The following is a 24,932-nucleotide window of genomic DNA, read 5'->3' on the forward strand; positions in this document are numbered from 1 at the left end:
TAATTGTAATAAAAGACATTGACAGGTATTTATCGGTAAGCTATGATATTAGTATTGTGATAAGGGAGTAAGCCAACATACTGATAGTGTCTATCTGGTTTTGTTCTAAGTAACGAGACTTATCTACAGCTTTCCTTGCTGTAGGTAAGTCTTTTTTCATACGATATAACTGGGTAATCAGATATAATTTGTCTAACTTCCCTAATATAATGTCCAAAGGAGAATTAGCTATGAGTTTATTCGAATTGTTTATTCTGGCAGTTGGTTTGTCTATGGATGCATTTGCAGTTGCAGTCTGTAAGGGCTTATCCTTAAAAAAAATCACGGTCAAACATCCTGTGACGGTCGGTTTGTATTTTGGTATATTTCAGGCCGGTATGCCGCTAATAGGTTTTATACTTGGAAGTCAATTCAGCAGCAGGATATCAAGTATTGATCATTGGATTGCTTTTATTTTGTTAGGAGCTATTGGTATTAATATGATTCGGGAAGCCTTGAGGAAGCAGGAGGAAGAATGCAGTAAGGTTGAACAGGACACAGCCCTTAGTTTTAATAACATGATTGTTCTTGCACTGGCTACCAGCATTGACGCCCTTGCAATAGGGATAACCTTTGCTTTCTTAAAAGTTTCTATTATACCGGCAGTAAGCTTTATTGGTGTTGTAACCTTTATTATCTCCGCAGCCGGTGTGTTTATCGGTAACTTTTTTGGCGCAAAGTATAAATCAAAGGCGGAATTTTCAGGGGGTGTGATTCTGGTCTGTCTTGGTTTTAAAATTCTTATAGAACATTTGGAGATATTTTCTTAGCTTCCTTACATACTACTAGGTAATTGCGAAATGCCAAGTCTAGAAGTTAGAAGCAGGCAAAATCACCAAAATAAATGTGACTTGCCACTGCACCAGAACCTGTTTTTGGTGGGTTTGTCTGGTTTCGGCACATATAATAATAGTTTCGCAATTGACTATATTTATTACAAAGGAGGAGTGAAAATGTCGATTGGTTATGCTTGCTTGACAATAGGAGTTCCTGGTACGGAGCTTTCAAGGTGCACGCTTAAGAATGCCAGTGAAGCTGATGAGCGGTTATAAAAATGGAGATAACAGTATTGCATCAATGAAAAAGCATTTATTAAAATGTGCAGCAATTAAAAAGATAGATTACCTGATAGAATCCTACTACTTTTATTTATAGCTGCCTACAGACCACTAGCTTGTACGGCAGTAAAGAGCAAGACAAACGCATGAATATATTTAAAGGTTTATAAGAATAAGGGAAAAGTGTATAATCATTCCAAGGGGGATGAAAAAATGCACAAGACATTGAAATATTTAGAACAAGTAGAAGATTTAAGACAGAAGAAAAAAATTCTTTACAAGATGAGTGATATTATAGCGCTGGTATTCTTTGCAATGCTGGCAAATGCAGACGAATGGATAGCAATAGAAATATTTGGGAAAGAACATGAGAAGTTTCTGCGAAGATATTTGGAGCTTCCAAACGGCATTCCTTCTCACGATACGATTCAACGTGTATTTAGCATGGTATCCCCAGAGTTTCTTCAGAAATTCCAACTGCTTTGGAATGAGATGCTAAGTAGCGGAGAAGGAGAAAAAATCAAAAAAATCCTCGCCATTGACGGAAAAACACAATGTGGAAATAGGAACAAAGACCAGAATGCAAACCATATTGTCAGTGCAGTGGACGAGAAAGGAATCTGCCTTGGGCAAAAGCGAGTAGAAGAAAAGACCAATGAAATTACAGCGATTCCTGAACTGCTTGACGATTTGAACGTGAAAGGTCATATCATTACAACGGATGCAATGGGAACGCAAACGCAGATTGTAAAGAAGATATGGAAAAAGAAAGCCGATTACGTGCTAGCCCTAAAAGGAAATCAGGGAAGACTTCATGAGGATGTGAAATTATATTTTGATGATGTTGGATTATTGGAGCAGTGTGCCTATACAAAGACAATAGAGAAAGCGCGAGGCGGCATAGAGAAGCGCGAATACTGGCAGAGTGTAGATATTGCATGGCTAGAGCAGAAGAAGGACTGGGCAGGGCTGAAATCCATTGCAATGACACGCAATACTATAGTCAGAAACGAGGTAGAGATAACGGAAACCCGATATTTTATAAGTAGTCTACCACTAGAGGTCAGCGAAATTGCCCGAGCGATTCGGGGACATTGGATGGTGGAAAGTTTTCATTGGCATCTGGATGTAACCTTTCGAGAGGATGACAACCACACCCTTGAAAAGCAGGCAGCATTTAATTTAAATATCATGAGAAAACTGGCATTGAACGTATTAAGGATATATGAATTAAGGAAAACGCCCATGAGCCTGAAAATGAAACGCTTTGCAATTGGAACGAATCCTGAAAGACACTTGGAAAACATTCTGAATCTGTAATACTTAAAAAAGATACATTCAAGTGCTTGTTAATAGAACACATTCATGCGTTTGTCGTGCAGTAAAGAGTCGATACTATAGCAAATTCGGCTAACAGGTGGTATAATAAAGAAAGAAAAGCATAAACAATTATCACATTATAGTAAACAGGCAGAAAGAAGGAAGCAGAATGTACAGCTTTATGAATGATTATAGTGAGGGAGCACATAAAAGAATCCTGGAGCTATTGGCAAGTACCAGTCTTGAGCAAAATAACGGCTATGGAGAAGATAAACATACCAAACAGGCAAAAAAATATATAAATAATTTATTGGGACCAGTAGAGGCCGACATACATTTAATACCAGGAGGTACTCAGACAAATCTATTGGTTATATCAGCGTTTTTACGTCCTCATCAATGTGTAATTGCAGCTGATACGGGGCATATTAATGTACATGAAACCGGAGCAATTGAAGCCACCGGTCATAAAGTACTTGCAATGCCGTGTATAGATGGAAAATTGACCCCGGAAGTAATATTGCAGGCTCTTAAAACCCATTCAGATGAGCATATGGTACAGCCTAAGATGGTGTATATATCCAACACAACAGAACTTGGGACTATATATAGTAAGGCAGAATTGATACAGCTGAGTAAAGTATGCAGGGAAAGAGGGCTAATCCTATACTTAGATGGTGCCAGATTAGCTTCTGCACTGACTTGTAAGGAGAATGATTTAACACTTTCTGACCTTGCCGATTTAACAGATGCTTTTTATATAGGAGGAACAAAAAACGGTGCACTTCTTGGGGAAGCATTAGTGCTTACCAAAGAAGAGTTAAAAGAAGATTTTAGATTTCTTATAAAGCAGCGAGGAGCCTTAATGGCAAAGGGATTTATACTAGGCATCCAATTCGAAGCTTTATTTGAGGATGATTTGTATTTTACTCTGGGGAGACATAGTAACGCTATGGCAAAGGAGATTGAGAGGGCATTGCAGGAACTGGGTGTATCTTTTCTTGCTCCGCCAATGACGAATCAACTATTTCCCATTCTACCCATTCATTTATTAAAGGAATTGGAGAAAGAATTTACCTTCTCTGTCCAGAAAGAAATAGATGAAAAGCACAGTGCAATTCGTTTTGTAACTTCTTGGGCGACGACCCAGGAGAGTGTTGCTGCGCTTTGCAGCTTTTTAAAAAAAACTCTAACGTAATAGGAGGTCTGGTATAAGGTATTTTAAGTCCGGTTTTTTAGAAGCTCTACACAATATAACAATATAATAAGAATGGATTCACAGGAAGGAGGAGGCTATGACAGAAATAAGACAAAAAACTGTTTTAATAACCGGTGCGAGCTCCGGTATGGGAAAGGCTGCAGCTGCTATGTTAGCGGATAAGGGCTTTCGTGTAATCCTGTTATGCAAAAACAAAGAGCGGGGTGAAAAAGCCCAGGCTGAATTAAAACAGAAAAACCAAAGAAGAGAGTTGGAACTTGCATTATGTGATTTAGGCAGCATGAAGGATATACGCAGATTTACCGATGAATGGAACAAAAGAGGGGAAGTACTGGATGTTTTAATTAATAATGCCGGGGTTATTTCCTTAAACCGAAGAGAAACCGAGGATGGTCTTGAGGAGCAGTTCGGAGTGAACCACATCGGACACTTTTTATTAACGCTGAGACTGCTTGATACTATGAAGCGTGGCAGTAGAATTGTTGTGGTAGCTTCCGGCGCCCATAGAATCGGGAAAATACATTTTTCCAATTTTAATCTTACTTATGGCTTTCATGTAATAAAGGCTTATAGCCAATCCAAACTTGCCAATGTGTTATTTACCAGAGAATTAGCCAGAAGGCTGAAAAACCAAGGAATTACTGTAAACTGCTGCCATCCCGGTGCAGTGGCCACTTCTATGGGGATTGACAGAGAATCCGGCTTTGGTAAATCCATAACTAGTTTATTAAAGCCTTTTTTCCTTACGCCGGAAGAGGGCGCACAAACTACAGTTTTTTTAGCAACAAGCCCTGCGGTTCAAAAGGTTACGGGAAAGTATTACTATAAGGAAGCTAAGGAAAAAACCTCCCGTTTGGCTAAGAGCAAATCTCTGGCAGAAAAATTATTTGTACTTAGCGAAAATATTACAGATGAACGGTTAATTAACCATCTTCCTATAGAACAATAAGAAGGACGGGCAGAAAAGAACTGCCCTTAAGTACATATTCTATCCGGATACAAAAGAAGTAAGAGTGATTAGCATTTCGCTATTGTCTAAATAGAATAAATTCAAAAAGGAGTATAGTATGTCAAATACAGATATGAAGGAAATCATCAAAGTGCGTCGCGAGGTTATGAAGGAACAAGACACTGAAAACATAACAAGTGACCAGGCCTTGGGACTACCCCAGCCATCCATTGCCAATGAGAAGAAGTCAGACATGGTTATTGAACTTCCGAATAGTTATGAATCCGTTGTTGTTAATAATAACTTTATGGAAGTTCTAAATAACCGTACCAGTAAGAGAAAGTATTCCGAAGAAATCATAAGCCTTTTGGAACTTGCATACCTTTTATGGTCAACGCAGGGAGTGAAAAAGGTTATTGGTAAGGAAAGAAAGGCTACTATGCGCACGGTCGCATCAGCAGGAGCCAGACATCCATTTGAGACTTATTTGTTTGTTAACAGGGTCGAGGGACTGAAACCGGGACTATATCATTATCTTGCTCTAGAGCATAAATTAGAGTATCTTGGTGAAGTTAAAGACCAGACGGCGAAGGTTACAGAAGCTTTCGGTGATCAGGAATTTTTTGCAACTGCACCGGTGGGTTTTGTCTGGACAGTGGTTCCCTACCGTAGTGAATGGCGTTATACTGTGAATGCACAAAAATATGCACTCTTAGATGCAGGGCATGTATGCCAGAACCTGTATCTTGCGGCAGAATCTATTGGCTGCGGTGCTTGTGCTATCGGTGCCTATGAACAGGATTTGGCTGATAAGCTCCTAGGACTAAGTTCAGAACCAACGAGTGAAAAAGAGAATGAATTCGTGGTTTATGCCGCATCTGTCGGAAAGCTTCCAAACGAATAAATTATAAAACAGTACGTTGTTTATAGTAGAGGGTAATTACAGCGTATCCTACTCAATACCGTAAATTTATAGGAGGACATGTCTATGATTATTGGAACAATGCGCATAACAATTCACACGCCCTGGGTACATTCCTTAAAAGAAAAAAGAATGGTAGTTAAAAGCCTATGTGCGAAGATTCACAATAAGTTTAATGTTTCTGTTGCAGAGGTAGATGAGCAGGACACACACCAGACAGTTGTACTTGGAATCGCGGGTGTGGCAGGAGATACCTCTCAGGCAGATAGTATTTTGGATCATGTCCTGCAATATACCGAAGGAAATACAGAGGGTGAAGTAATAAGCGTAGAGCGGGAACTATTGTAACCCTTAACTTAACCACTACTTAAAAACAACAGGAATACCTCTAACAAGATTAGCTTTCATTGTCAAACAGGGACTGCTAGGATTACGTCTTGGAAGGAAAATATTACTGGAAAATTGCAAGAACATTTTTTTAGGGTAATTATTGCAATGCTACTGATAGACAAGTCACGGGGTAGGGAGTAATAAAAAGAGTGTCAAAAGAAGGTATATTTCTAAAGGATACGGAGGATTGTTATCTGCCCTAGAATGCCCATGAATACGGCATAAGGCTTTTTTTGCATCAGTAATACAAGGGATGATAAGCTAGAAAGAGCGATAAAGGCAATTAGAAGGTGCCTTGAACCATATGTGGAGCAGGAAAAGCAATAGTAGGAATGAAGAAAAAGATAGAAGAAGCCTATATATTTGGTGCATACAATTAAATATGCAAGGCTTTTTCTATGTAAATATTAAGCTAAATAAGAATCTGTAAGATTCCACTTAAAGTTCCAAGGCCTCCAAGTATTAATTCAATAGCGTTTTCCATTATACTGCCTCCATTGTACTTTTTCGCAGAAAGAAATTATAAGAAATTTTAACATGAAGGTTCCAAAAAGGTCTATTTATGGTTTGTTAGGTCCTAATGGTGCTGGTAAAACCACCGTTTTTAAGCTTTTAATGGGCTTACTTACTCCAACTGCGGGTAATATACGTATTTCAGGTATGGATACCATATCCTCCAGGAGTTTTGACCGCAGCTGCAACAGGAATGGTTGCCTTAGGTATCGGTTTTATAAAAAAATCAGTACCCTCCACCATACTGTCAGCTGTTTTAATCTCTTCTTTCTTCAGCAACATTATGTTTAATGTCGTTCAATCACAAAATCACTTCGATTTACTCCCTCTGGTTTTTATGATTATCGCTGTTGCTGCCGGAACTATTGTAACGCTTCTGCTGGCACAAACTATAACTAATAAAGGCTGCTTTTGTCAAATCATTTTTAAGAAAACAGACAGCAAATTTTTGCTGTCTGTTTAGTGGATTTCAATTCAAAATGAAACTAGGAAAAAGGTATTCAGATCTTAACAAGAGGCATATACAAATCAATACCACCTGTATGGCTGGCATTATCATCAAATCCCAAATGTTCTTCCAGCCATTGATGTGAACCAAAGATGTATTTGCTATCCTTAAGCCAGCTATTAAATCTCTTCCAGGCATTCGCAATTTCATCACCGAAATCACTCTTGCCATTTCTCCTGACATTGGTTACTGCATAAAGACCGCCTTCCAAGATTTTTTCTTTTACCAGGCTATCTTTGAATGTAAAATCTTTATCCAGAGTAACGCATACTTCATAACCATATTCCAGCTGGTCGGGAGAAGATGGACTGGGGTTATTAAATCCGAAGATTCGAAGCTTATCTTTATTAATATTTAGTCCACTTTCCAGAACCCATTTCGTCATAACCTGAAAAGCATGTGTTTCTGGATCTTTTCCGAAATAGCAGAAGGAGGCTGTTCGAATCGGTTCCATTTCTTTTAAAACTTTAATATCAGGGTACTTCTCAAGAAGCTCTGTGTTTTGAATCTCAAAATATTTATCCATAAGATTTATCCTTTCAAAATAATACATGGATTTTGTAGTTTTGTAATCGCTGGGTAAAAGTCCAGTAGTTCGCTTAAAGGCCCTTGAAAAGCTGTCTCCGCTTTCATAATCATAGGTGAGTGCCAGACTAAGAATTGTCATAGAGCCTTCTATGAGTATAGGAGCAGCCAGGCTTATCCTTCGGCACCGAATATAATTTTTTACGGTATAACCCGTCAAGGAAAAAAACATCCGGTAAAAATTTGATACGGACATAAAGGCAGTCTGGGCAGCCCTAGAAATACTGATTTTATTTTCAAGGTTTGCTTCAATATAATCAATGGATTTTTGTACTCTCTCGTAGTAATTCATGGGGAGCGCTCCGTTTCTCTTAAGATAAACTTATGATACCATAGAAGAGTGTATTATGTCCGACATTTTTTCTAAATATTTAAGAAGTTTTCTTATATGGTTTGAATTATTCTATATCAGAACAAAAATCCAGCAGGAGGAATTCATCACTTACTTTATTACTTTTACTGACAATTTTTTTGTGATTATAAAAAGGTGCTTCCTGTATTCTTATCACAGGGAGCACCTTTCTTTATCAGGGTAACAGTATGGCATAAATTACTTAGCGGCCCATATCTCAATTTCTAATTTTATTTCTTCAAGCCCTAAAGCATTGACATAGGCAACGGTCATGGAAGGAGAGGGTTTACCGAAAAAATCGTCGTATACATTATAAAAATACGCCCAGTCAATTTCTTCTGTCGCCCATATATTTACTTTTATTACGTTACCTGGCGTTAAATCGATGCTTTTTAACAGGTTTGATATATTTAAAAATGTATTGTCCACTTGTTGATTAAAATCTTTTGGGATAATCCCTTCTAAATCTGCTCCAATCTGCCCTGAAAAAGTATAAAAGGTGGCGTTGGGCTCTATTTTGGTTATATGTGTATAATTACCTACTGCTTTGCTAATCTTTGAAGAATCTAATCTGCTTACTACTTTATGGTTCATGTTCAAAATCCTTTCTGTATTGGGATAATATAATTTCTATCACTAAGTTCGTTTTACAAAATTTATACTTAGTTATCCATTGATAGAAACTTATTTATCAAAAACAGAAATGGAGTGTTTATGCATTGAAAGGATTTTTGAATAGAAACAATCTTTCATTTCACACCTCCTAAAGTATTACTAAGTAATATAACTAATCCTCATTAAATTGTCAATAATAAATGGTGTTGCTAAGTGGTGATTCCTGTTTTAGAGAAGTTGTAAGGGTTGACTTGTCTTTTTTTAGTCTTTTGATATAATTAAATTTTAAACATATGGTACAGGATAAGAATCAAACCAGGTTTATTATATCGAAGACGGAAGACAGTCATACAAATGTGTTTACTACCATAATACGATAAATTTGTAAAATACCGAAATTACTGGTATTATAGTAGAGTAAAACTAAAAATACAGGTATTAAAACTGTGGTTTTGCAACTAGATGAAAAATGAAGGATTTGAAATAGATTATGAGTAAACTAGTCATTGGGATATTAGCACATGTGGATGCCGGCAAGACAACTTTATCAGAAAGTATATTATATCATTGCGGGAAAATCGGGAGATTGGGCAGAGTAGATAACAAAGACGCTTATCTAGATACTTATGAGCTTGAAAAAGCCAGAGGAATCACCATTTTTTCAAAGCAAGCTGTTATAGAGACTGGTAATCTAAAGATTACCTTATTAGACACCCCAGGACATGTAGACTTTTCAGCGGAAATGGAGAGAACCTTACAGGTGCTTGATTATGCCTTATTAGTAATTAGTGGAGCAGACGGGGTGCAAGGACATACGAAGACCCTGTGGCGTCTCCTTAAGAGATACCAGATACCTGTATTCTTATTTGTAAATAAGATGGATCAGCCTGGAACAAATAAGGATCAGCTGATAAAAGAAATAAAAAGTCAACTGGATGACGGTTGTATCCCATTCGAACACGCAGGGAGTGATTATTTTTATGACCAACTGGCTATGTGTGATGAAATTTTATTGGAAACCTATTTGGAGACAGGTAGTATTAAGAAAGAGCAAATAATTGAAGCTGTAAAGGTACGAAAAGTATTCCCCTGTTTTTTCGGCTCGGCACTAAAATTAGAAGGGGTAGAGCAGTTCATTAAAGGTATTCAAACGTATACAGCGGTACTTGACTACCCGGACGAGTTCGGGGCTAAAGTGTTTAAAATAACAAGAGATGAACAGGGAAACCGTCTTACCCACATGAAGCTTACCGGCGGCAGGCTTAAGATAAGAGATACTATATCAAATGGCGACTGGGAAGAGAAAGTAAATCAGATTCGAGTGTATTCTGGACAAAAATTTGAGGCATTAAATGAAGCAGAAGCAGGAACTGTAATTGCAGTAGCCGGACTTAGTAAGACCAGACCGGGAGAAGGACTGGGAGCAGAAAAGGCTTCCGATATTCCAGTATTAGAGCCGGTGCTGTCCTATCAGATTATTCTGCCAATGGACTGTGACCCAAGAGCGATACTTCCTAAGCTGCGAACGATTGAAGAAGAAGAACCGGAACTTCATATTGTTTGGGAGGAACAGCTCCAGGAGATTCAAGTTCAGATAATGGGAGAAGTACAGATTGAAATACTGCAAAGTCTGATAAAGGAACGGTTTGGAGTGGAGGTATCCTTTGATGCCGGAAGAATTGTATATAAAGAAACCATTGCTGGTACCGTAGAAGGGGTAGGACACTTTGAACCATTACGGCATTATGCGGAAGTACATTTGCTATTAGAGCCGGGAAAACCAGGCAGTGGTTTACAGTATGGGACAGATTGCAGTGAAGACATTCTGGGCAAAAGCTGGCAGAGGCTGATAATAACCCATCTTGAGGAAAAAGTGCATAAGGGTGTACTGACAGGTTCCCCTATTACAGATATGAGGATTACTCTGGTATCCGGGCGTGCCCACAATAAACATACAGAAGGCGGAGATTTTAGAGAAGCTACTTACCGGGCAGTTCGTCAGGGGTTAAAAGAAGCAGAATCCATAGTATTAGAACCATACTATGCCTTTCAATTAGAATTACCGGAAAAAATGGTTGGAAGAGCCATGACTGATATTGAGAAAATGTCCGGTACCTGTGAGATATCCCAAACTTATGATGGAATGACAGTTCTTACAGGAAGTGCTCCTGTAATTACCATGAGGAATTATCAGAAGGAAGTGATTGCTTATACGAAAGGCGTTGGGAGGCTGTTTTGTAGTTTAAAAGGTTACGAACCTTGTCATAATACAGAGGAAGTCACTGGTAATTTGGGTTACGATTCGGAAAGAGATATTGAAAATCCTACAGCTTCCGTATTTTGTACCCATGGAACAGGATTTTTAGTCCCTTGGGATGAAGTGAAGAATTATATGCATATAGAAAGCTATTTTCAGAAAAAAGAAAGTATAGCAGAGAAGGAAGTTAAAAATCAAACACCTTACACAGAGGAGAAGTGGATTAGTTTAGAGGAGATTGATAGTATCATCGGCAATATATCCTATGCAAACCAAGGGAAAAAATCAGTTTGGAAAAAACGGAAAACTGCCCATGAAAGCTTTTACGATACGGTTCATTATAGCAACAGGCAGACAGAAAAGAAGGAAGAATATCTTCTGGTGGACGGATACAATATTATATATGCTTGGGAAGAACTCAAGGTGCTTGCAGATGAAAATATGGATGCAGCCCGAATCCGATTGCTGGATGTACTAAGCAATTATCAGGGAATTCGAAAATGTCAGATAATTGTCGTCTTTGATGCATATCGTGTTGAAGGACACCAAGAGGAAATGATTGATTACCATAATATCCATATGGTATTTACAAAAGAAGCACAAACGGCGGATCAGTATATTGAAAAATTTGCTCATGACAATCAGAAAAAATACAATATCGTAGTAGCAACCTCAGACGGATTACAGCAAGTCATCATCAGAGGAGCGGGAAGTGCGCTGCTATCTGCCAGAGACCTAAAAGCAGATATTGAAGCAGCCAATGAAAGAATAAAACAAGAATATCAGGAAAAGCAAGGAATCCAGCGTAATTATTTGTTTGATACCTTGACGCAGGAAGCAAAGCAGCAGATGGAGAATTTGATAGATAAAGAAGAAAAATAGAGACTTTATAATAATGCGGCACTAATCTAAAATATGATTGGTGCCATTTTAATATATCTAACTATGCTTACTACTTATAAACTGAATCAATACTTATAGACAAAGCCTATCAGGGTATCGTATAATAAAAAAATCTGGGTTAAGAGTATAAAGAGCATGGTTGTAAAAATCTGAAACAATATAAAAGTGAATACTTAACATAGAGAAATAGAAAGGATAATGTGTCAGCAGAATAAAGGGAGCCTGATGCAAGGAGTCAATGTGAAAAAAGGAACACAGATAGAGGGTATTGTAACTAGAGTAGATTTTCCTAATAAAGGAATTGTTGAAATAGATGGAGAAAAGGTAACCATTAAAAATACGTTACCTGGACAAAAAATAAATGCAGTGATAAATAAAGCAAGAAAAGGGCGAAGTGAAGCAAGGCTTTTAAAGGTTATTGAAAGATCCCCCCTCGAAACAGTAGAAGCAAAGTGTAAACATTTTGGACCTTGCGGAGGATGTACTTATCAGACCATACCTTATCAAACACAATTGGATATGAAGGCAGAACAGGTAAAACAATTACTGGATCCGGTATGTTCAGAATATAAGTTTCTCGGTATAAAAGGAAGTCCGGTACAGTGGGGATATCGTAATAAGATGGAATTTTCTTTTGGTGATGAAGAAAAGGATGGACCTTTAGCACTGGGGCTTCATAAAAAAGGCAGTTTTTATGACATTATCACCACCTCTGGCTGTCAGATAGTGGACGAGGATTATAATCAGATATTAAGTTGTGTGCTAGCTTACTTTACGAACCTTTCAGTAAGCTTTTATAAAAAATTGTCCCATATAGGATATTTAAGACATCTTCTAATCAGAAGGGCAGCAAAGACCGGAGAGATTCTTGTTAACCTTATAACTTCAACCCAATGGGTACTTGATACGCCGGAAGAACTGGTTATGGAAGAATTAAAGAATAAACTGTTAAAGCTATCCTTAAATGGTACCATTGTTGGAGTTCTCCATACACAGAATGACAGTCAGGCCGATGTAGTACAAAGTGACCGTATGGATGTTTTATATGGACAAGATTATTTCTTCGAAGAAATTCTTGGACTTAAATTTAAAATATCAACCTTTTCATTCTTCCAAACGAATTCACTAGGAGCAGAGGTGCTTTATAGTACTGCCAGAGAGTTCGTAGGTGAGACTAAGAACAAGCTTATTTTTGATTTATACAGTGGAACAGGTACAATTGCACAACTTTTAGCATCTGTGGCAAAAAAGGTAGTAGGCGTTGAGATAGTGGAGGAAGCTGTTAAGGCAGCCAGGGAAAATGCTGAACTGAACGGCTTGAATAATTGCGAATTCATTGCAGGGGATGTTCTCAAGGTCGTTGATAGTATAGTGGATAAACCTGATTTAATTGTTTTAGACCCTCCAAGGGATGGAATTCATCCAAAAGCCTTGGAAAAAATCATAGATTTTGCAGTTAATCGAATCGTATACATTTCCTGTAAACCTACAAGTCTTGCAAGAGATCTGGTGGTGCTGCAGGAGAGAGGGTATAAAGTTGAGAAAGTTTGGGCAGTTGATATGTTCCCTGGCACGGTGCACGTGGAGACTATTGTGTTGATACAACGAGCCGATACGTAGAAATCCTTAGTTTTAGGCACTTTTTCAAGCATATCGTCTTCACTGGTGAGGGTGATAAAATCAGAAATAAGGTGATTAAAAACTACATCAATGTTTCTGTGGTGGTTGATATAGAGTGTGGGGATACAAGAAAATAAAGATAGATTAAAAGGGGGTACCTGAAAAAGGTACTCCTTTTCTGATGATAAGAACATAGAAAAAACTGGATTAATTATTAATCTTGTTATCCCATTATTTGATAAAATATTGTATAATATTTATCATAATAAACAAAAAGGGGATAAGGTATGAAAATTTCAAGGATTGTTATTAAGAACTATAGGAATATTAAAGATGTTGATATTTGTTTAAATAACATTGTCGCTATTATAGGTGAAAATAATAGTGGGAAGAGCAATTTTCTTAAAGCAGTAACTTTACCCTTTTTATCAGATGATGTGGGTTATACGGGAAAAACCCTTTGCTGGGCAGATATAAACAATGAAGAAAAATCAAAATACTACGAGTACATACTAAAGAATAGTGAAAGTATTAAGGACGAATCAGTTGATATTAAATCGTTTACAGAAATTTTGCCCAAAGTATCAGTAGAAGTAACACTTGAACCAACTGACATGGAATTATATTTTGTAAAAGATTTGAGTTACACTGTAAATGAAGATAAAAGTAAAGTTGTTTATGGTCTGTTATATGAATTTTTTTCTAAGAATCCAAGTGAAATTTTAAAGCAAATAAAAGATGTGCTACTTTCAGAAGAAGTAAATAAAGATAATTTTGAAAGTATAAAGATGAATTTATTACCTACAAATTTTTATTCTCATTCTATAGTGGTGCCGCAAAAGAAAGTATCTGTTTCGTATGATACATTGAGATATTTTAAATATACATCACTAATTGCTGAAAGAGATGATTTTTCAAATACTAATGAAAAGCTTGGTTCAAAATCTTTAGTTAAATTATTGCAAATGAAATTAGATACTAAGGCTAAGTTAATTGTAGAGAAAGAATATACAAAATTTTTTGATACTTTAAAAAATTTAAGTGGCATGGAAGATGTTATCAACTGGCAAGAAAATACAGAGTTAAAAAATGCTAAGAATTTTTTTGATGAAATCAGCATTCTACCTAATATGCCGCCAATGAATTCTTTATTAAACAGTGTCAGATTGGGGTATTCTGGGGAGCAATTATCTTCACAAGGGCTTGGTTATAGAAATTTAATTCTTCTTCTTGTGCTTATGAATTCATTATTAGATAAGAAGAATGACTTGGCATATTCTCTTTTAACTATGGAAGAGCCAGAAGCACATTTATGTGTAAACAATACACGATTAATGGTTAGTTTTATAAAATCGTTTATGAGTACAAATAATTTTATTCAACTTTTCTATTCTACGCACAGTACACAATTTATAAATAAACTTGATTTTAATAATGTAGTTGTGGTTAATAATGGAGATGCGTATGCATTAGCAAGTGAACTCAATTTAGAAGGAAAAGATTATCTTTCAAAGAATCCTAATTTGGATTTACTTAAACTATTCTTCTCTAAAAATTGTATATTAGTTGAAGGTTTAACAGAAGAGCTTTTTATTCGAGCTTATCTTGATTCAAAACCGGAATTGAATGATATAGAAGTAATAGCATTTCATAAAGGTTTCCAAAATATTATGGATATATGGTTGAAGATAAATCATGAATCTAAAAATAAATTGGGCATTGTTAGAGATTTTGATTCCCAGCCGGTCGCACAAAAAGAGCACGAAAAATATAATCAGTATTCTAATATTTGTGTAAGAACCACTGTTCAATATACATTAGAGCCAGAAATAGTTGGAACTGGTGATAATTATCAATTGCTAAAAAAATATTTTGAAGATAAATATTCTTGGAAGATTAGTTCTCAATCGGATTTATCAGATAAATGGAGAAATGCGAAATCGACGGTAATGTTGCAGTTGTGTAAGGATATGGCAAATAAGGAATTGGAAAAGTTTGAAATGCCTGGTCATATTAAAGATATTTTAGATTTTTTGACTATTAAGTAAGGGGAATCGTCATATGATAATTAACGTTGCAGGAGCTGGTGCAGGAAAAACAACACAATTGGCAGATAAAATAATAAACAAGTATAATGAAATGTGCAATAACAAGAATATATACTGTATTACGTTTACAAACAATGCTGCGTCATGTATTGAAAAAAAACTTATAGAGCACTTTGTAAAGATACCCGATAGTATTAAAGTTAGTACAATACATTCTTTTTTATATCAGGAGATAATAAAACCGTATTATTTTTTATTGTATCAGAAACATTTTGATGTTGTATCAAGTATAATTTTGCCAGATAAACCCCAATTTAAAAATTGGAAAATAAAGCAACTTGAAAATAGTAACATCTTACATATAACTGCATTTACAGAAAAAGCAAAGTGGATATTAGTAAAAAAATCATCTGATAGAAAAAAAGAAAAGGATATTCGCTGTGCTATACTGAAAGCATTTTCTCAATATTGTAATATGATTTTTATAGATGAAGCACAGGATATTGATGTTAATCTAGTTGAAATATTAAAACAATTAGATAAACATGGAATAGAAATAGAAATAATGGGAGACCCAAAACAAGATTTAAAAGGCTTTGATAGTTTCAGAAAATTAATGGAATCTTATTCCAAACATATTAATTTTATTAATGACTGTCATAGATGTCCTCAAAATCACTTAGACCTTTCTAATTCTATTATCCCTAAAGAAGAATGGCAGGTATCCTCAAAAAAGTTTGGAGAGATTAAAGTAATATTTGAAAAAGAATTAGATGATATTGAATCAATGGTTGCGTCAGATTTTGATTTAAAATATATATCACAGCAAAATGATAGATATGATACTCATGGAGAGTTAGATTTTTCCGTAAAGTTTGATTCATTATTTTATGAACTTAAAGATATACTTGCAGAATTGTCCACAGATAAAAATGAACTTCGGATTAAAAAACTGGCGTATTATTATGCTTCTAAACTAATAGATAAATATAGGAAAACTCAAAATTTGGAAAAATCAATAAAAGAGACCATTGTTTTTATAAAGGGAAATAAAAAGGCATATGCAAGAATAATTAATGCACTTAAATTTAATGAAATAAGCAAAGCTAGCAGAATTCCAGTTGATTCTATTGAAAGAGTAAAAGGGCAAGAAGGAAATAATTGTCTATTTATTGTAACTACGGATTTAGCCACTTATTTATTTCATGAAAAAAAAGATAATAACAGAACCAAAAATAAATTATATGTGGCTTTAACACGTTCTTTAGAAAAATTGACGCTTTTAATTACAAAAGAAGTGGAAGATAAATATGGGAAAGAGTTTATATGTGCACATTTTAAAGAATATTTATAAGAGATATAATTTTGCCAAGGCGTTCAGAAATGAGCGTCTTTTTTCTTGCAAAAAATAAGAAAGGAAATGATATGATGCCACAGTTAAAACAGCAGGAGCGTCCACCGCCCCAATTATTATGTTGAAAGTCAGCCAGATGAAAACTGGCAGGAATACTCCTTATTCTGCTTAATTGCGCCTTACCTGTCTGAATGGGATTTGTCAAGGGTGCGAAGCACAATGCTTGCCCTTGATGAATTTCATTTAGACGGGTATTCTCCGCAAAGTAGAATGAGGTTATATGTCACATGAAAACATTCATTTTCAGAAAGGAAAGGTAAAACATATGGAACTGAAATTTGTTATCCCAAACGTAGAAAAGACATTCGGCAGTCTGGAATTTGCCGGAGAAAACAAAGTGGAACAGCGAAGAATTAACGGAAAAATGACCCTGCTGTCACGCAGCTTTAACCTGTACTCGGACATTCAGAGAGCAGACGATATTCTGGTGATTCTTCCGGCAGAAGCAGGCGAAAAGCATTTTGACTTTGAAGAAAAAGTAAAGCTGCTGAACCCACGCATTACCGCAGAGGGCTATAAAATCGGCACTCGTGGTTTCACGAATTATATTCTGCACGCTGACGATTTGGTAAAAGAATAAGGAAAGAGAGGGATTATTCTATGAGATTAGCAAATGGAATTGTAATTGACAAGGACGCAACCTTTGGTATGTTGAAGTTTTCTGCTCTCCGTCGTGAGGTTCGTATTCAGAATGAGGACGGAACGGTATCAGACGAAATTAAGGAGCGTACCTATGATTTAAAATCAAGAGGTCAGGGGTGCATGATTCAGGTCAGTATTCCTGCTACCGTACCGCTGAAAGAGTTTGATTATAACGCAGAGGTGGAACTTGTGAATCCGGTGGCGGATACGGTGGCAACGGCTACCTTTCAAGGGGCAAATGTGGACTGGTATATCAAGGCAGAGGATATTGTCTTGAAAAAGGGTGCTGCTTCTGCCGGAAATCCGCAGCCGCCGAAAAAGGATATGCCTGCCGGAAAGTAAAAGTTCCTATTAAGCAGGAGCTTTCAAATAAAAGAAAAGGAGTGATTCAGACATGAAACAGTTTTTCTTCCGTGGGAAACGGATTCGCCCCACGGACAAGGATTTAGTTTTCCATGTTACCCTTGCCGCCCTGCTTCCGGTTTTTCTGCTGATTGTTCTGCTGTTTCATAGCAAGGCAATCCTGCAGATAGACTGGAAGAACAGCTCTCTTTTGCAGATAAGCAACATCAGTTTCCCGTATCTGCTTATCAGTATAGGCGTGGCAGGCATCATATGTCTGGTGTTGGCTGTGCTGTTTTATCATTATCGCCGTGATACTATAAAACAGCTCTATCACCGCCAAAAGCTGGCGAAGATGATTCTGGAAAACAAGTGGTATGAAGCGGAGCAGGTACAGTCTGACGGCTTCTTCAAAGACCTATCTTCCAGCCGTTCCAAAGAGAAAATCACTTATTTCCCAAAACTGTACTACCAGCTTCAAAATGGGCTGATTCACATACAGGTGGAAATCACGCTGGGGAAATATCAAGACCAGCTTTTGCATTTGGAAAAGAAGCTGGAAAGCGGATTATACTGTGAACTGACCGACAAGGAATTAAAGGATTCCTATGTGGAATATACCCTGCTCTATGATACCATTGCAAACCGTATTTCCATAGAAGACGCACAGGCACAAGGCGGTAAGCTCCGGTTGATGAAGAATGTATGGTGGGAATATGACAAGCTCCCTCATATGCTCATTGCTGGTGGAACAGGCGGCGGCAAAACATACTTTATTCTGACACTGGTGGAAGCCCTGCTCCGCACTAATGCTGTCCTTTTTATCTTAGACCCGAAGAACGCCGACCTTGCAGATTTACAAGCTGTCATGCCAAATGTCTACTATAAAAAAGAGGATATGCTCTCCTGCATTGATTCGTTCTATGAAGAAATGATGAAGCGCAGCGAAGACATGAAGCAGATGGTGGGTTACAAGACAGGCGAAAACTATACCTACTTGGGACTTCCAGCTCATTTTCTTATCTTTGATGAATACGTTGCGTTCATGGAAATGCTGGGAACCAAAGAAAACACTGCTGTTCTGAATAAGCTGAAACAGATTGTTATGCTGGGACGGCAGGCAGGCTTCTTTCTCATCTTGGCTTGTCAGCGTCCAGACGCAAAGTATTTAGGGGACGGAATCCGTGACCAGTTCAATTTCCGTGTCGCTTTGGGGCGTATGTCTGAAATGGGTTACGGTATGATGTTTGGAGAAACTGACAAGGATTTCTTCCTAAAACAGATAAAAGGACGTGGCTATGTGGATACGGGAACCAGTGTCATATCAGAATTTTACACACCTCTCGTACCAAAAGGACATGACTTCTTAAAAGAAATAAAAGTTCTGATAGACAGCAGGCAGGCGGCACAGGCGGCGTGCGAAGCGAAAGCCGCAGGTGACGACTGACTAGCTGGCTGGTGTGGCGCAAGCCACGCCAGCACATAACCCCCCGTATCTAACAGGGGGGTACAAATCAACAGGAAACAGAACATAAAAAGGCGAAAATCCTTTGTGGCATAAGGGTTTTCTAAAAAAATGACGTATGTCGGCTTGGTATGAAAAGTTGACATACGTTTTTTGATGGGAGGGATTTTACTGAATTACAAAACATGGATACAGGAATTACGGAAAAAGCGTTCCGCTTACGGTGTGTCCCAAAGAAGACTTGCGGTAGCTGCCGGAATCACACGCCAGTATTTAAGCGATATGGAAACCGGAAAGATAGTTCCATCAGAGGAATTGCAGGCGTCCATTTTGGAAGCACTGGAACGGTTTAATCCCGATTCTCCGCTGGAAATGCTCTTTGACTATGTGCGGATTCGATTTCCAACGCTGGACGTAAAACACATTGTTCAGGACGTTTTGAAGTTGAAGCTGTCCTATCTGCTCCATGAGGATTACGGTTTTTATTCCTATGCAGAGCATTATTCACTGGGCGATATTTTTGTACTGGTATCCCCCGAACAGGAAAAAGGCGTTCTGTTAGAGCTAAAGGGGCGTGGCTGCCGCCAGTTTGAAAGCTATCTGCTGGCACAGGAACGAAACTGGTATGATTTTTTCATGGATTGTCTGGTTGAGGGTGGTGTGATGAAGCGGCTTGACCTTGCCATTAATGACAAGGCAGGCATTTTAAATATTCCAAACCTGACAGAAAAATGCCGAAAAGAAGAATGTATTTCGGTCTTTCGTAGCTTTAAAAGTTACCGCAGCGGCGAACTGGTACGGCGTGAGGAAAAAGAATGTATGGGAAATACGCTTTATATCGGTTCTTTGCAGAGTGAAGTATACTTTTGCATTTATGAAAAGGATTATGAGCAGTACAAGAAAAATGATATTCCTATAGAAGAAGCCGAAGTGAAAAACCGTTTTGAAATCCGGCTGAAAAATGAGCGTGCCTATCATGCCTTACGTGACCTGCTTTATTATGACAATCCAGAACGCACCGCTTTTAAGATTATCAACCGATATGTCCGGTTTGTGGATAGGGATAATACAAAGCCCCGTTCCGACTGGAAGCTCAATGAAGAATGGGCGTGGTTTATCGGGGAGAATCGGGAAAGTATGAAGCTGACCACGAAGCCGGAGCCGTATTCCTTTCAACGTACCTTAAACTGGCTTTCCCATCAGGTAGCCCCCACGTTAAAGGTAGCCATGAAATTAGATGAACTCAATCATACGCAGGTGGTAAAGGACATTATCGCTCATGCAAAGTTGACGGAACGGCACAGAACCATTTTGAAACAGCAAACTGCTTCTGCAAAGGAACTGATAGTAAAAGAAACGGACACTGCCCTGTAATTCGGGCGAAAAAGAAAGGAGCTTTTTTATGAATTTCGGACAGAACTTATACAACTGGTTTTTAACCAATGCGCAATCACTAGTACTGTTGGCAATTGTGGTCATTGGATTGTACTTAGGCTTCAAGCGTGAGTTTTCTAAACTCATTGGTTTTTTGGTGGTTGCCTTAATTGCCGTTGGACTGGTGTTCAATGCTGCTGGCGTAAAAGATATTTTGCTGGAACTGTTCAATAAGATTATTGGGGCTTAAATTATAAATTGTGCTTTTAAATTCGGCTTGGTATAATAAAATTATGTATATAAAAAAGGAGTGTTAACAATGAAAACATCTATATTTTTAAGTTATCCTAAGCCATTTACAAAACAACAAGAGCAATTTGTAGACATGCTATCAAAATATTTAAGTGAACGAGGATTAGAACCTAGAACTTTAGGAGTAACTGATTATGATATGGACGCTCCTTTAAAGGCAATCAGGCGACTCATGTTGGAATCTAACGGTTTATTAGCTATTGCTTTTAGAAGAAGTTACGTTGAAACGGGCGTTAGTAAGCCCCAAAGTGATATTAACGAAAAAGAAACGGACATATCTAATTTCTGGTTAACAAGTCCATACTGCCACATTGAACCAGCAATGGCATTTCAATTGGGTTTACCTGTATTAATATTGAGAGAAAAAGGAGTATTAGCAGACGGAATATTAGAAAAAGGAGTACTGGGAACATATATGCCAGAGTTTAGCTTAGAAAATCCTTTTGAAGAATATTTTCAATCCAGTGAGTTTTTATCTTTAATAGGAAAATGGGAAGGTTATGTTAGAACAGTAGTTGAAAAGAAAGGTAATCCCCCACAATTATTTTAATTTAGTCATTTTACTAGAGCAGTTAATTCACAATGAGTTAGCTGCTTTTTTTATACCCATTTTTAGAAAGGAGGTGATGATTTCACATGGAAATGCAGGTTTATATCTCGAACCTCGGCAAATACAATGAGGGTGAATTGGTTGGTGCATGGTTTACCCCTCCCATTGACCCCGAAGACGTAAATGAAAAAATCGGGCTGAACAGTGAATATGAGGAATACGCAATCCATGATTATGAGTTGCCGTTTGATATTAACGAGTATACGTCCATTGAGGACATTAATCACCTGTGTGCTTTGGCGGAAGAACTCTCCGGCACACCTATGGAATCGGAAATGAAAGAGATTCAGCAAGCCTTTTTTGGCAGCTTTGAAGAAATGGCAGAACACGCAGACGATATTATCTGTTACCCCGATTGTGACGATATGGCAGACGTGGCACGCTATTTCATTGAGGAAACGGGAGCCTTGGGCGAAGTGCCTGTCCGTCTTCAAAACTACATTGACTATGAAGCATATGGACGTGACTTAGAGCTGGACGGCAACTTTCTTGTTACAGCTCATGGTGTATTCGAGTACGCAGGATAACAATATAACGTAACTTTGAGGGCAGTTCTTTTTCTAGGGACTGCCCTTTTTTTATGTAAATTTTTAAAAGAAAGGACAAGTGTTTATGAAGAAAATACGAAGCTACACCAGTATCTGGTCGGTGGAAAAAGTGCTGTATTCCATCAATGACTTTAAGCTGCCGTTTCCCATCACCTTTACCCAAATGACATGGTTTGTGGTGTCTCTGTTTTTCGTAATACTTTTTGGCAATCTGCCACCGCTTTCCCTGATAGACGGGGCTTTTCTCAAATACTTTGGGATTCCTCTTGCCCTCACCTGGTTCATGAGCCAGAAAACCTTTGATGGAAAGAAGCCTTACGGTTTTCTAAAATCTGTCATGACCTATCTGGCACGCCCCAAAATCACCTATGCCGGAAAGCCTGTGAAGCTGCAAACAAAGCGGCATACCGAAGCCATCACGGCAGTTAGGAGTGAAATCTATGACCTATCCGATTAAATATATCGAAAACAATTTGGTCTGGAACCATGACGGGGAGTGCTTTGCATACTATGAGCTGGTTCCCTATAACTATTCGTTCCTAAGTCCAGAGCAGAAATTTCAGGTACACGATTCGTTCCGTCAGCTCATTGCACAAAACCGTAACGGAAAAATCCATGCGCTGCAAATCAGTACGGAATCCAGCATACGGGCGGCGCAGGAACGCTCCAAACAGGAAGTGACCGGAAGACTAAAGGAAATTGCCTATAAAAAAATTGACCAGCAGACGGAAGCCCTAATCTCCATGATTGGAGAAAATCAGGTGGACTACCGCTTCTTTATCGGGTTTAAGCTACTTTTAAATGAGCAGGAAGTCACGGTGAAAAACATCGAAAAAGACATGGCAAATACCTTTTCTGATTTTATCCATGATGTCAACCACAAGCTCATGGGGGACTTTGTTTCCATGAGCAATGATGAAATTGGACGTTTCTCTAAGATGGAAAAGCTGCTGGAAAATAAGATTTCCCGACGCTTCAAGATTCGCCGCTTAGACAAGAATGATTTTGGCTATCTTATCGAACATTTACACGGACAGTCCGGCACAGCCTATGAGGATTACGAATATCCGTTGCCAAAGAAAAAGCTGAAAGGAAAAACGCTGGTAAAGCGTTATGATCTGATTAAGCCTACCCGTTGCCTGATAGAAGAAAATCAGCGGTATTTGAAAATCGAACAGGAGGATTCCACCACCTACGCTGCTTATTTTACGATTAACTCCATTGTAGGGGAACTGGATTTTCCCTCTTCTGAAATCTTCTATTATCAACAGCAGCAATTTACCTTTCCCATTGATACCAGTATGAATGTGGAGATTGTAGCGAATAAAAAAGCCTTATCCACCGTCCGCAATAAGAAAAAGGAACTCAAAGACCTTGATAACCACGCATGGGAAAGTGACAACGAAACCAGCAACAACGTCATGGAAGCCTTGGATACGGTCAATGAGCTGGAAACAAATTTAGACCAGTCAAAGGAAGCCATGTATAAGCTCTCTTATGTCGTCAGGGTATCGGCTCCCGATTTGGAAGAACTGAAACGCCGCTGCAATGAGGTCAAGGATTTCTACGACGATTTAAGTGTGAAGCTTGTTCGTCCCTTTGGGGATATGCTGGGGTTACATGGCGAATTTCTTCCTGCCAGCAAGCGTTACATGAACGATTATATCCAATATGTGACCTCGGACTTTCTGGCTGGCTTGGGCTTTGGAGCAACACAAATGTTAGGAGAAAATGAGGGTATCTACGTAGGCTACAGTCTGGATACGGGAAGAAATGTGTATCTAAAACCTGCCCTTGCCAGTCAGGGAGTGAAAGGCTCCGTCACTAATGCCCTTGCTGCCGCTTTTGTAGGTTCTTTGGGTGGTGGTAAATCCTTTTCCAACAATATGATTGTGTACTATTCTGTATTGTTTGGCGCACAGGCAGTCATTGTAGACCCAAAGGCAGAACGTGGAAACTGGAAAGAAACCCTGCCGGAGATTGCAGAGGAAATCAATATTGTTAATCTCACCAGCGAAGACAGGAACAAAGGCTTGCTTGACCCTTACGTGATTATGAAAAATCCAAAGGATTCCGAAAGCCTTGCCATTGATATTTTAACCTTTCTCACAGGAATTTCCTCCCGTGATGGGGAACGCTTCCCTGTCCTTAGAAAAGCCATTCGTGCAGTAACAAACAGCGAAGAACGGGGATTATTAAAAGTCATTGAGGAATTGAGGGTAGAAAATACGCCAGTCAGTACCAGTATCGCTGACCATATCGAAAGCTTTACGGACTATGATTTTGCACAGCTTTTATTTTCCAACGGAGAAGTTACACAGTCCATCAGTCTGGAAAGGCAGTTGAATATTATACAAGTGGCAGATTTGGTATTGCCGGACAAAGAAACCGGATTTGAGGAATATACCACAATGGAGCTGCTTTCTGTCGCCATGCTTATTGTTATCAGTACCTTTGCCCTTGATTTTATCCATACAGACCGAAGCATTTTTAAGATTGTAGACCTTGATGAAGCATGGAGCTTTTTACAGGTAGCACAGGGCAAAACCTTATCTATGAAGCTGGTGCGTGCCGGACGTGCCATGAACGCCGGAGTTTATTTCGTGACCCAAAACACTGACGATTTACTGGACGAAAAGTTGAAGAACAATTTAGGGCTGAAATTTGCGTTTCGCTCTACGGACATCAATGAGATTAAGAAGACGCTAACCTTTTTCGGCGTGGACGCAGAGGACGAAAACAACCAGAAACGGTTACGTAATTTGGAAAACGGTCAATGCCTGATTAGTGATTTATATGGTCGTGTAGGCGTGATTCAGTTTCACCCGATTTTTGAAGATTTACTCCATGCCTTTGATACCCGTCCTCCGGTCAGAAAAGAGGTGGAATCATGAATCAGCTTGTAACAAGCAGTAAAAAAAGAAAAT

23 protein-coding genes are annotated in these 24,932 nt (G+C 38.3%); 21 read left to right on the forward strand and 2 right to left on the reverse strand.

Annotation, left to right across the window (positions count from 1 at the left end; all coding sequences use genetic code 11):
• Window positions 1-230: 230 nt before the first annotated feature.
• The 8 genes from acsn021_RS08350 to acsn021_RS08385 all read left to right on the forward strand — a co-directional run bounded on the left by acsn021_RS08350 (window position 231) and on the right by acsn021_RS08385 (window position 6,873).
• Window positions 231-809 (forward strand): manganese efflux pump MntP, encoded by a 579-nt coding sequence (locus tag acsn021_RS08350; RefSeq protein ID WP_184094455.1) that lies wholly within the window; start codon window positions 231-233, stop codon window positions 807-809.
• A 501-nt stretch (window positions 810-1,310) separates the two neighbouring features.
• Window positions 1,311-2,417, forward strand: coding sequence for an ISAs1 family transposase (locus tag acsn021_RS08355; protein ID WP_184096203.1), 1,107 nt, complete (start codon window positions 1,311-1,313; stop codon window positions 2,415-2,417).
• Window positions 2,418-2,586: 169 nt separating this feature from the next.
• A complete protein-coding gene (locus acsn021_RS08360) occupies window positions 2,587-3,615 on the forward strand; it encodes a threonine aldolase family protein (protein ID WP_184091477.1) in 1,029 nt (342 codons plus the stop codon).
• A 97-nt stretch (window positions 3,616-3,712) separates the two neighbouring features.
• Complete coding sequence (locus tag acsn021_RS08365) at window positions 3,713-4,585, forward strand: SDR family oxidoreductase (RefSeq protein WP_184091475.1); 873 nt, start codon at window positions 3,713-3,715, stop codon at window positions 4,583-4,585.
• A 118-nt stretch (window positions 4,586-4,703) separates the two neighbouring features.
• Window positions 4,704-5,489 (forward strand): SagB/ThcOx family dehydrogenase, encoded by a 786-nt coding sequence (locus acsn021_RS08370; RefSeq protein ID WP_243167799.1) that lies wholly within the window; start codon window positions 4,704-4,706, stop codon window positions 5,487-5,489.
• Between the two features lie 84 nt (window positions 5,490-5,573).
• Entirely contained in the window at window positions 5,574-5,855 is a 282-nt protein-coding gene (locus tag acsn021_RS08375) for a DUF503 domain-containing protein (protein WP_184091473.1), read from the forward strand.
• Between the two features lie 579 nt (window positions 5,856-6,434).
• Window positions 6,435-6,701 (forward strand): ATP-binding cassette domain-containing protein, encoded by a 267-nt coding sequence (locus acsn021_RS23150; protein ID WP_184091471.1) that lies wholly within the window; start codon window positions 6,435-6,437, stop codon window positions 6,699-6,701.
• Window positions 6,583-6,873: a hypothetical protein gene (locus tag acsn021_RS08385; protein WP_184091519.1), complete on the forward strand. Its 291-nt coding sequence runs from the start codon at window positions 6,583-6,585 to the stop codon at window positions 6,871-6,873. The genes acsn021_RS23150 and acsn021_RS08385 overlap by 119 nt, the downstream gene beginning before the upstream one ends.
• 37 nt (window positions 6,874-6,910) lie before the next feature.
• Here the strand turns inward: acsn021_RS08385 and acsn021_RS08390 are convergent, their stop codons facing one another.
• Together acsn021_RS08390 and acsn021_RS08395 are read right to left on the reverse strand one after the other, a co-directional pair.
• Window positions 6,911-7,795, reverse strand: coding sequence for an AraC family transcriptional regulator (locus acsn021_RS08390; protein ID WP_184091469.1), 885 nt, complete (start codon window positions 7,793-7,795; stop codon window positions 6,911-6,913).
• Window positions 7,796-8,053: 258 nt separating this feature from the next.
• Window positions 8,054-8,449, reverse strand: coding sequence for a RidA family protein (locus tag acsn021_RS08395; RefSeq protein WP_184091467.1), 396 nt, complete (start codon window positions 8,447-8,449; stop codon window positions 8,054-8,056).
• Between the two features lie 511 nt (window positions 8,450-8,960).
• Here acsn021_RS08395 and acsn021_RS08400 point away from each other — a divergent pair.
• The 13 genes from acsn021_RS08400 to tcpF all read left to right on the forward strand — a co-directional run bounded on the left by acsn021_RS08400 (window position 8,961) and on the right by tcpF (window position 24,899).
• Window positions 8,961-11,609: a translation factor GTPase family protein gene (locus acsn021_RS08400; protein WP_184091465.1), complete on the forward strand. Its 2,649-nt coding sequence runs from the start codon at window positions 8,961-8,963 to the stop codon at window positions 11,607-11,609.
• Window positions 11,610-11,870: 261 nt separating this feature from the next.
• Window positions 11,871-13,250, forward strand: coding sequence for a 23S rRNA (uracil(1939)-C(5))-methyltransferase RlmD (rlmD, locus tag acsn021_RS08405; protein WP_184091463.1), 1,380 nt, complete (start codon window positions 11,871-11,873; stop codon window positions 13,248-13,250).
• A 287-nt stretch (window positions 13,251-13,537) separates the two neighbouring features.
• On the forward strand, window positions 13,538-15,298 hold the full coding sequence (locus tag acsn021_RS08410; RefSeq protein WP_184091461.1) for an ATP-dependent nuclease: 1,761 nt from the start codon (window positions 13,538-13,540) through the stop codon (window positions 15,296-15,298).
• 13 nt (window positions 15,299-15,311) lie between these two features.
• Window positions 15,312-16,652, forward strand: coding sequence for a UvrD-helicase domain-containing protein (locus acsn021_RS08415; protein ID WP_184091459.1), 1,341 nt, complete (start codon window positions 15,312-15,314; stop codon window positions 16,650-16,652).
• Window positions 16,653-16,977: 325 nt separating this feature from the next.
• Complete coding sequence (locus acsn021_RS08420) at window positions 16,978-17,292, forward strand: YdcP family protein (RefSeq protein WP_184091457.1); 315 nt, start codon at window positions 16,978-16,980, stop codon at window positions 17,290-17,292.
• A gap of 20 nt (window positions 17,293-17,312) precedes the next feature.
• Window positions 17,313-17,696 (forward strand): YdcP family protein, encoded by a 384-nt coding sequence (locus acsn021_RS08425; protein ID WP_184091455.1) that lies wholly within the window; start codon window positions 17,313-17,315, stop codon window positions 17,694-17,696.
• 52 nt (window positions 17,697-17,748) lie between these two features.
• Window positions 17,749-19,143, forward strand: coding sequence for an FtsK/SpoIIIE domain-containing protein (locus acsn021_RS08430; protein ID WP_184091453.1), 1,395 nt, complete (start codon window positions 17,749-17,751; stop codon window positions 19,141-19,143).
• A 174-nt stretch (window positions 19,144-19,317) separates the two neighbouring features.
• Window positions 19,318-20,535, forward strand: coding sequence for a MobT family relaxase (gene mobT, locus acsn021_RS08440; RefSeq protein WP_184091451.1), 1,218 nt, complete (start codon window positions 19,318-19,320; stop codon window positions 20,533-20,535).
• A gap of 28 nt (window positions 20,536-20,563) precedes the next feature.
• Window positions 20,564-20,785, forward strand: a complete 222-nt coding sequence (locus acsn021_RS08445; RefSeq protein WP_184091449.1) for a hypothetical protein — start codon at window positions 20,564-20,566, stop codon at window positions 20,783-20,785.
• A 69-nt stretch (window positions 20,786-20,854) separates the two neighbouring features.
• The gene (locus acsn021_RS08450) at window positions 20,855-21,397 is read left to right on the forward strand and encodes a hypothetical protein (RefSeq protein WP_184091447.1); all 543 of its coding nucleotides are present in this window, start codon (window positions 20,855-20,857) and stop codon (window positions 21,395-21,397) included.
• Between the two features lie 92 nt (window positions 21,398-21,489).
• Window positions 21,490-21,984 (forward strand): antirestriction protein ArdA, encoded by a 495-nt coding sequence (locus tag acsn021_RS08455; protein ID WP_456298283.1) that lies wholly within the window; start codon window positions 21,490-21,492, stop codon window positions 21,982-21,984.
• Between the two features lie 85 nt (window positions 21,985-22,069).
• Window positions 22,070-22,462 (forward strand): conjugal transfer protein, encoded by a 393-nt coding sequence (locus acsn021_RS08460; protein WP_184091442.1) that lies wholly within the window; start codon window positions 22,070-22,072, stop codon window positions 22,460-22,462.
• Window positions 22,446-24,899, forward strand: a complete 2,454-nt coding sequence (tcpF, locus tag acsn021_RS08465) for a conjugal transfer ATPase TcpF (protein ID WP_184091440.1) — start codon at window positions 22,446-22,448, stop codon at window positions 24,897-24,899. The genes acsn021_RS08460 and tcpF overlap by 17 nt, the downstream gene beginning before the upstream one ends.
• The last annotated feature ends 33 nt before the right edge of the window (window positions 24,900-24,932 follow it).

The organism is Anaerocolumna cellulosilytica (genome assembly GCF_014218335.1).
In the GTDB taxonomy this organism is placed as follows: Bacteria; Bacillota; Clostridia; order Lachnospirales; family Lachnospiraceae; genus Anaerocolumna; species Anaerocolumna cellulosilytica.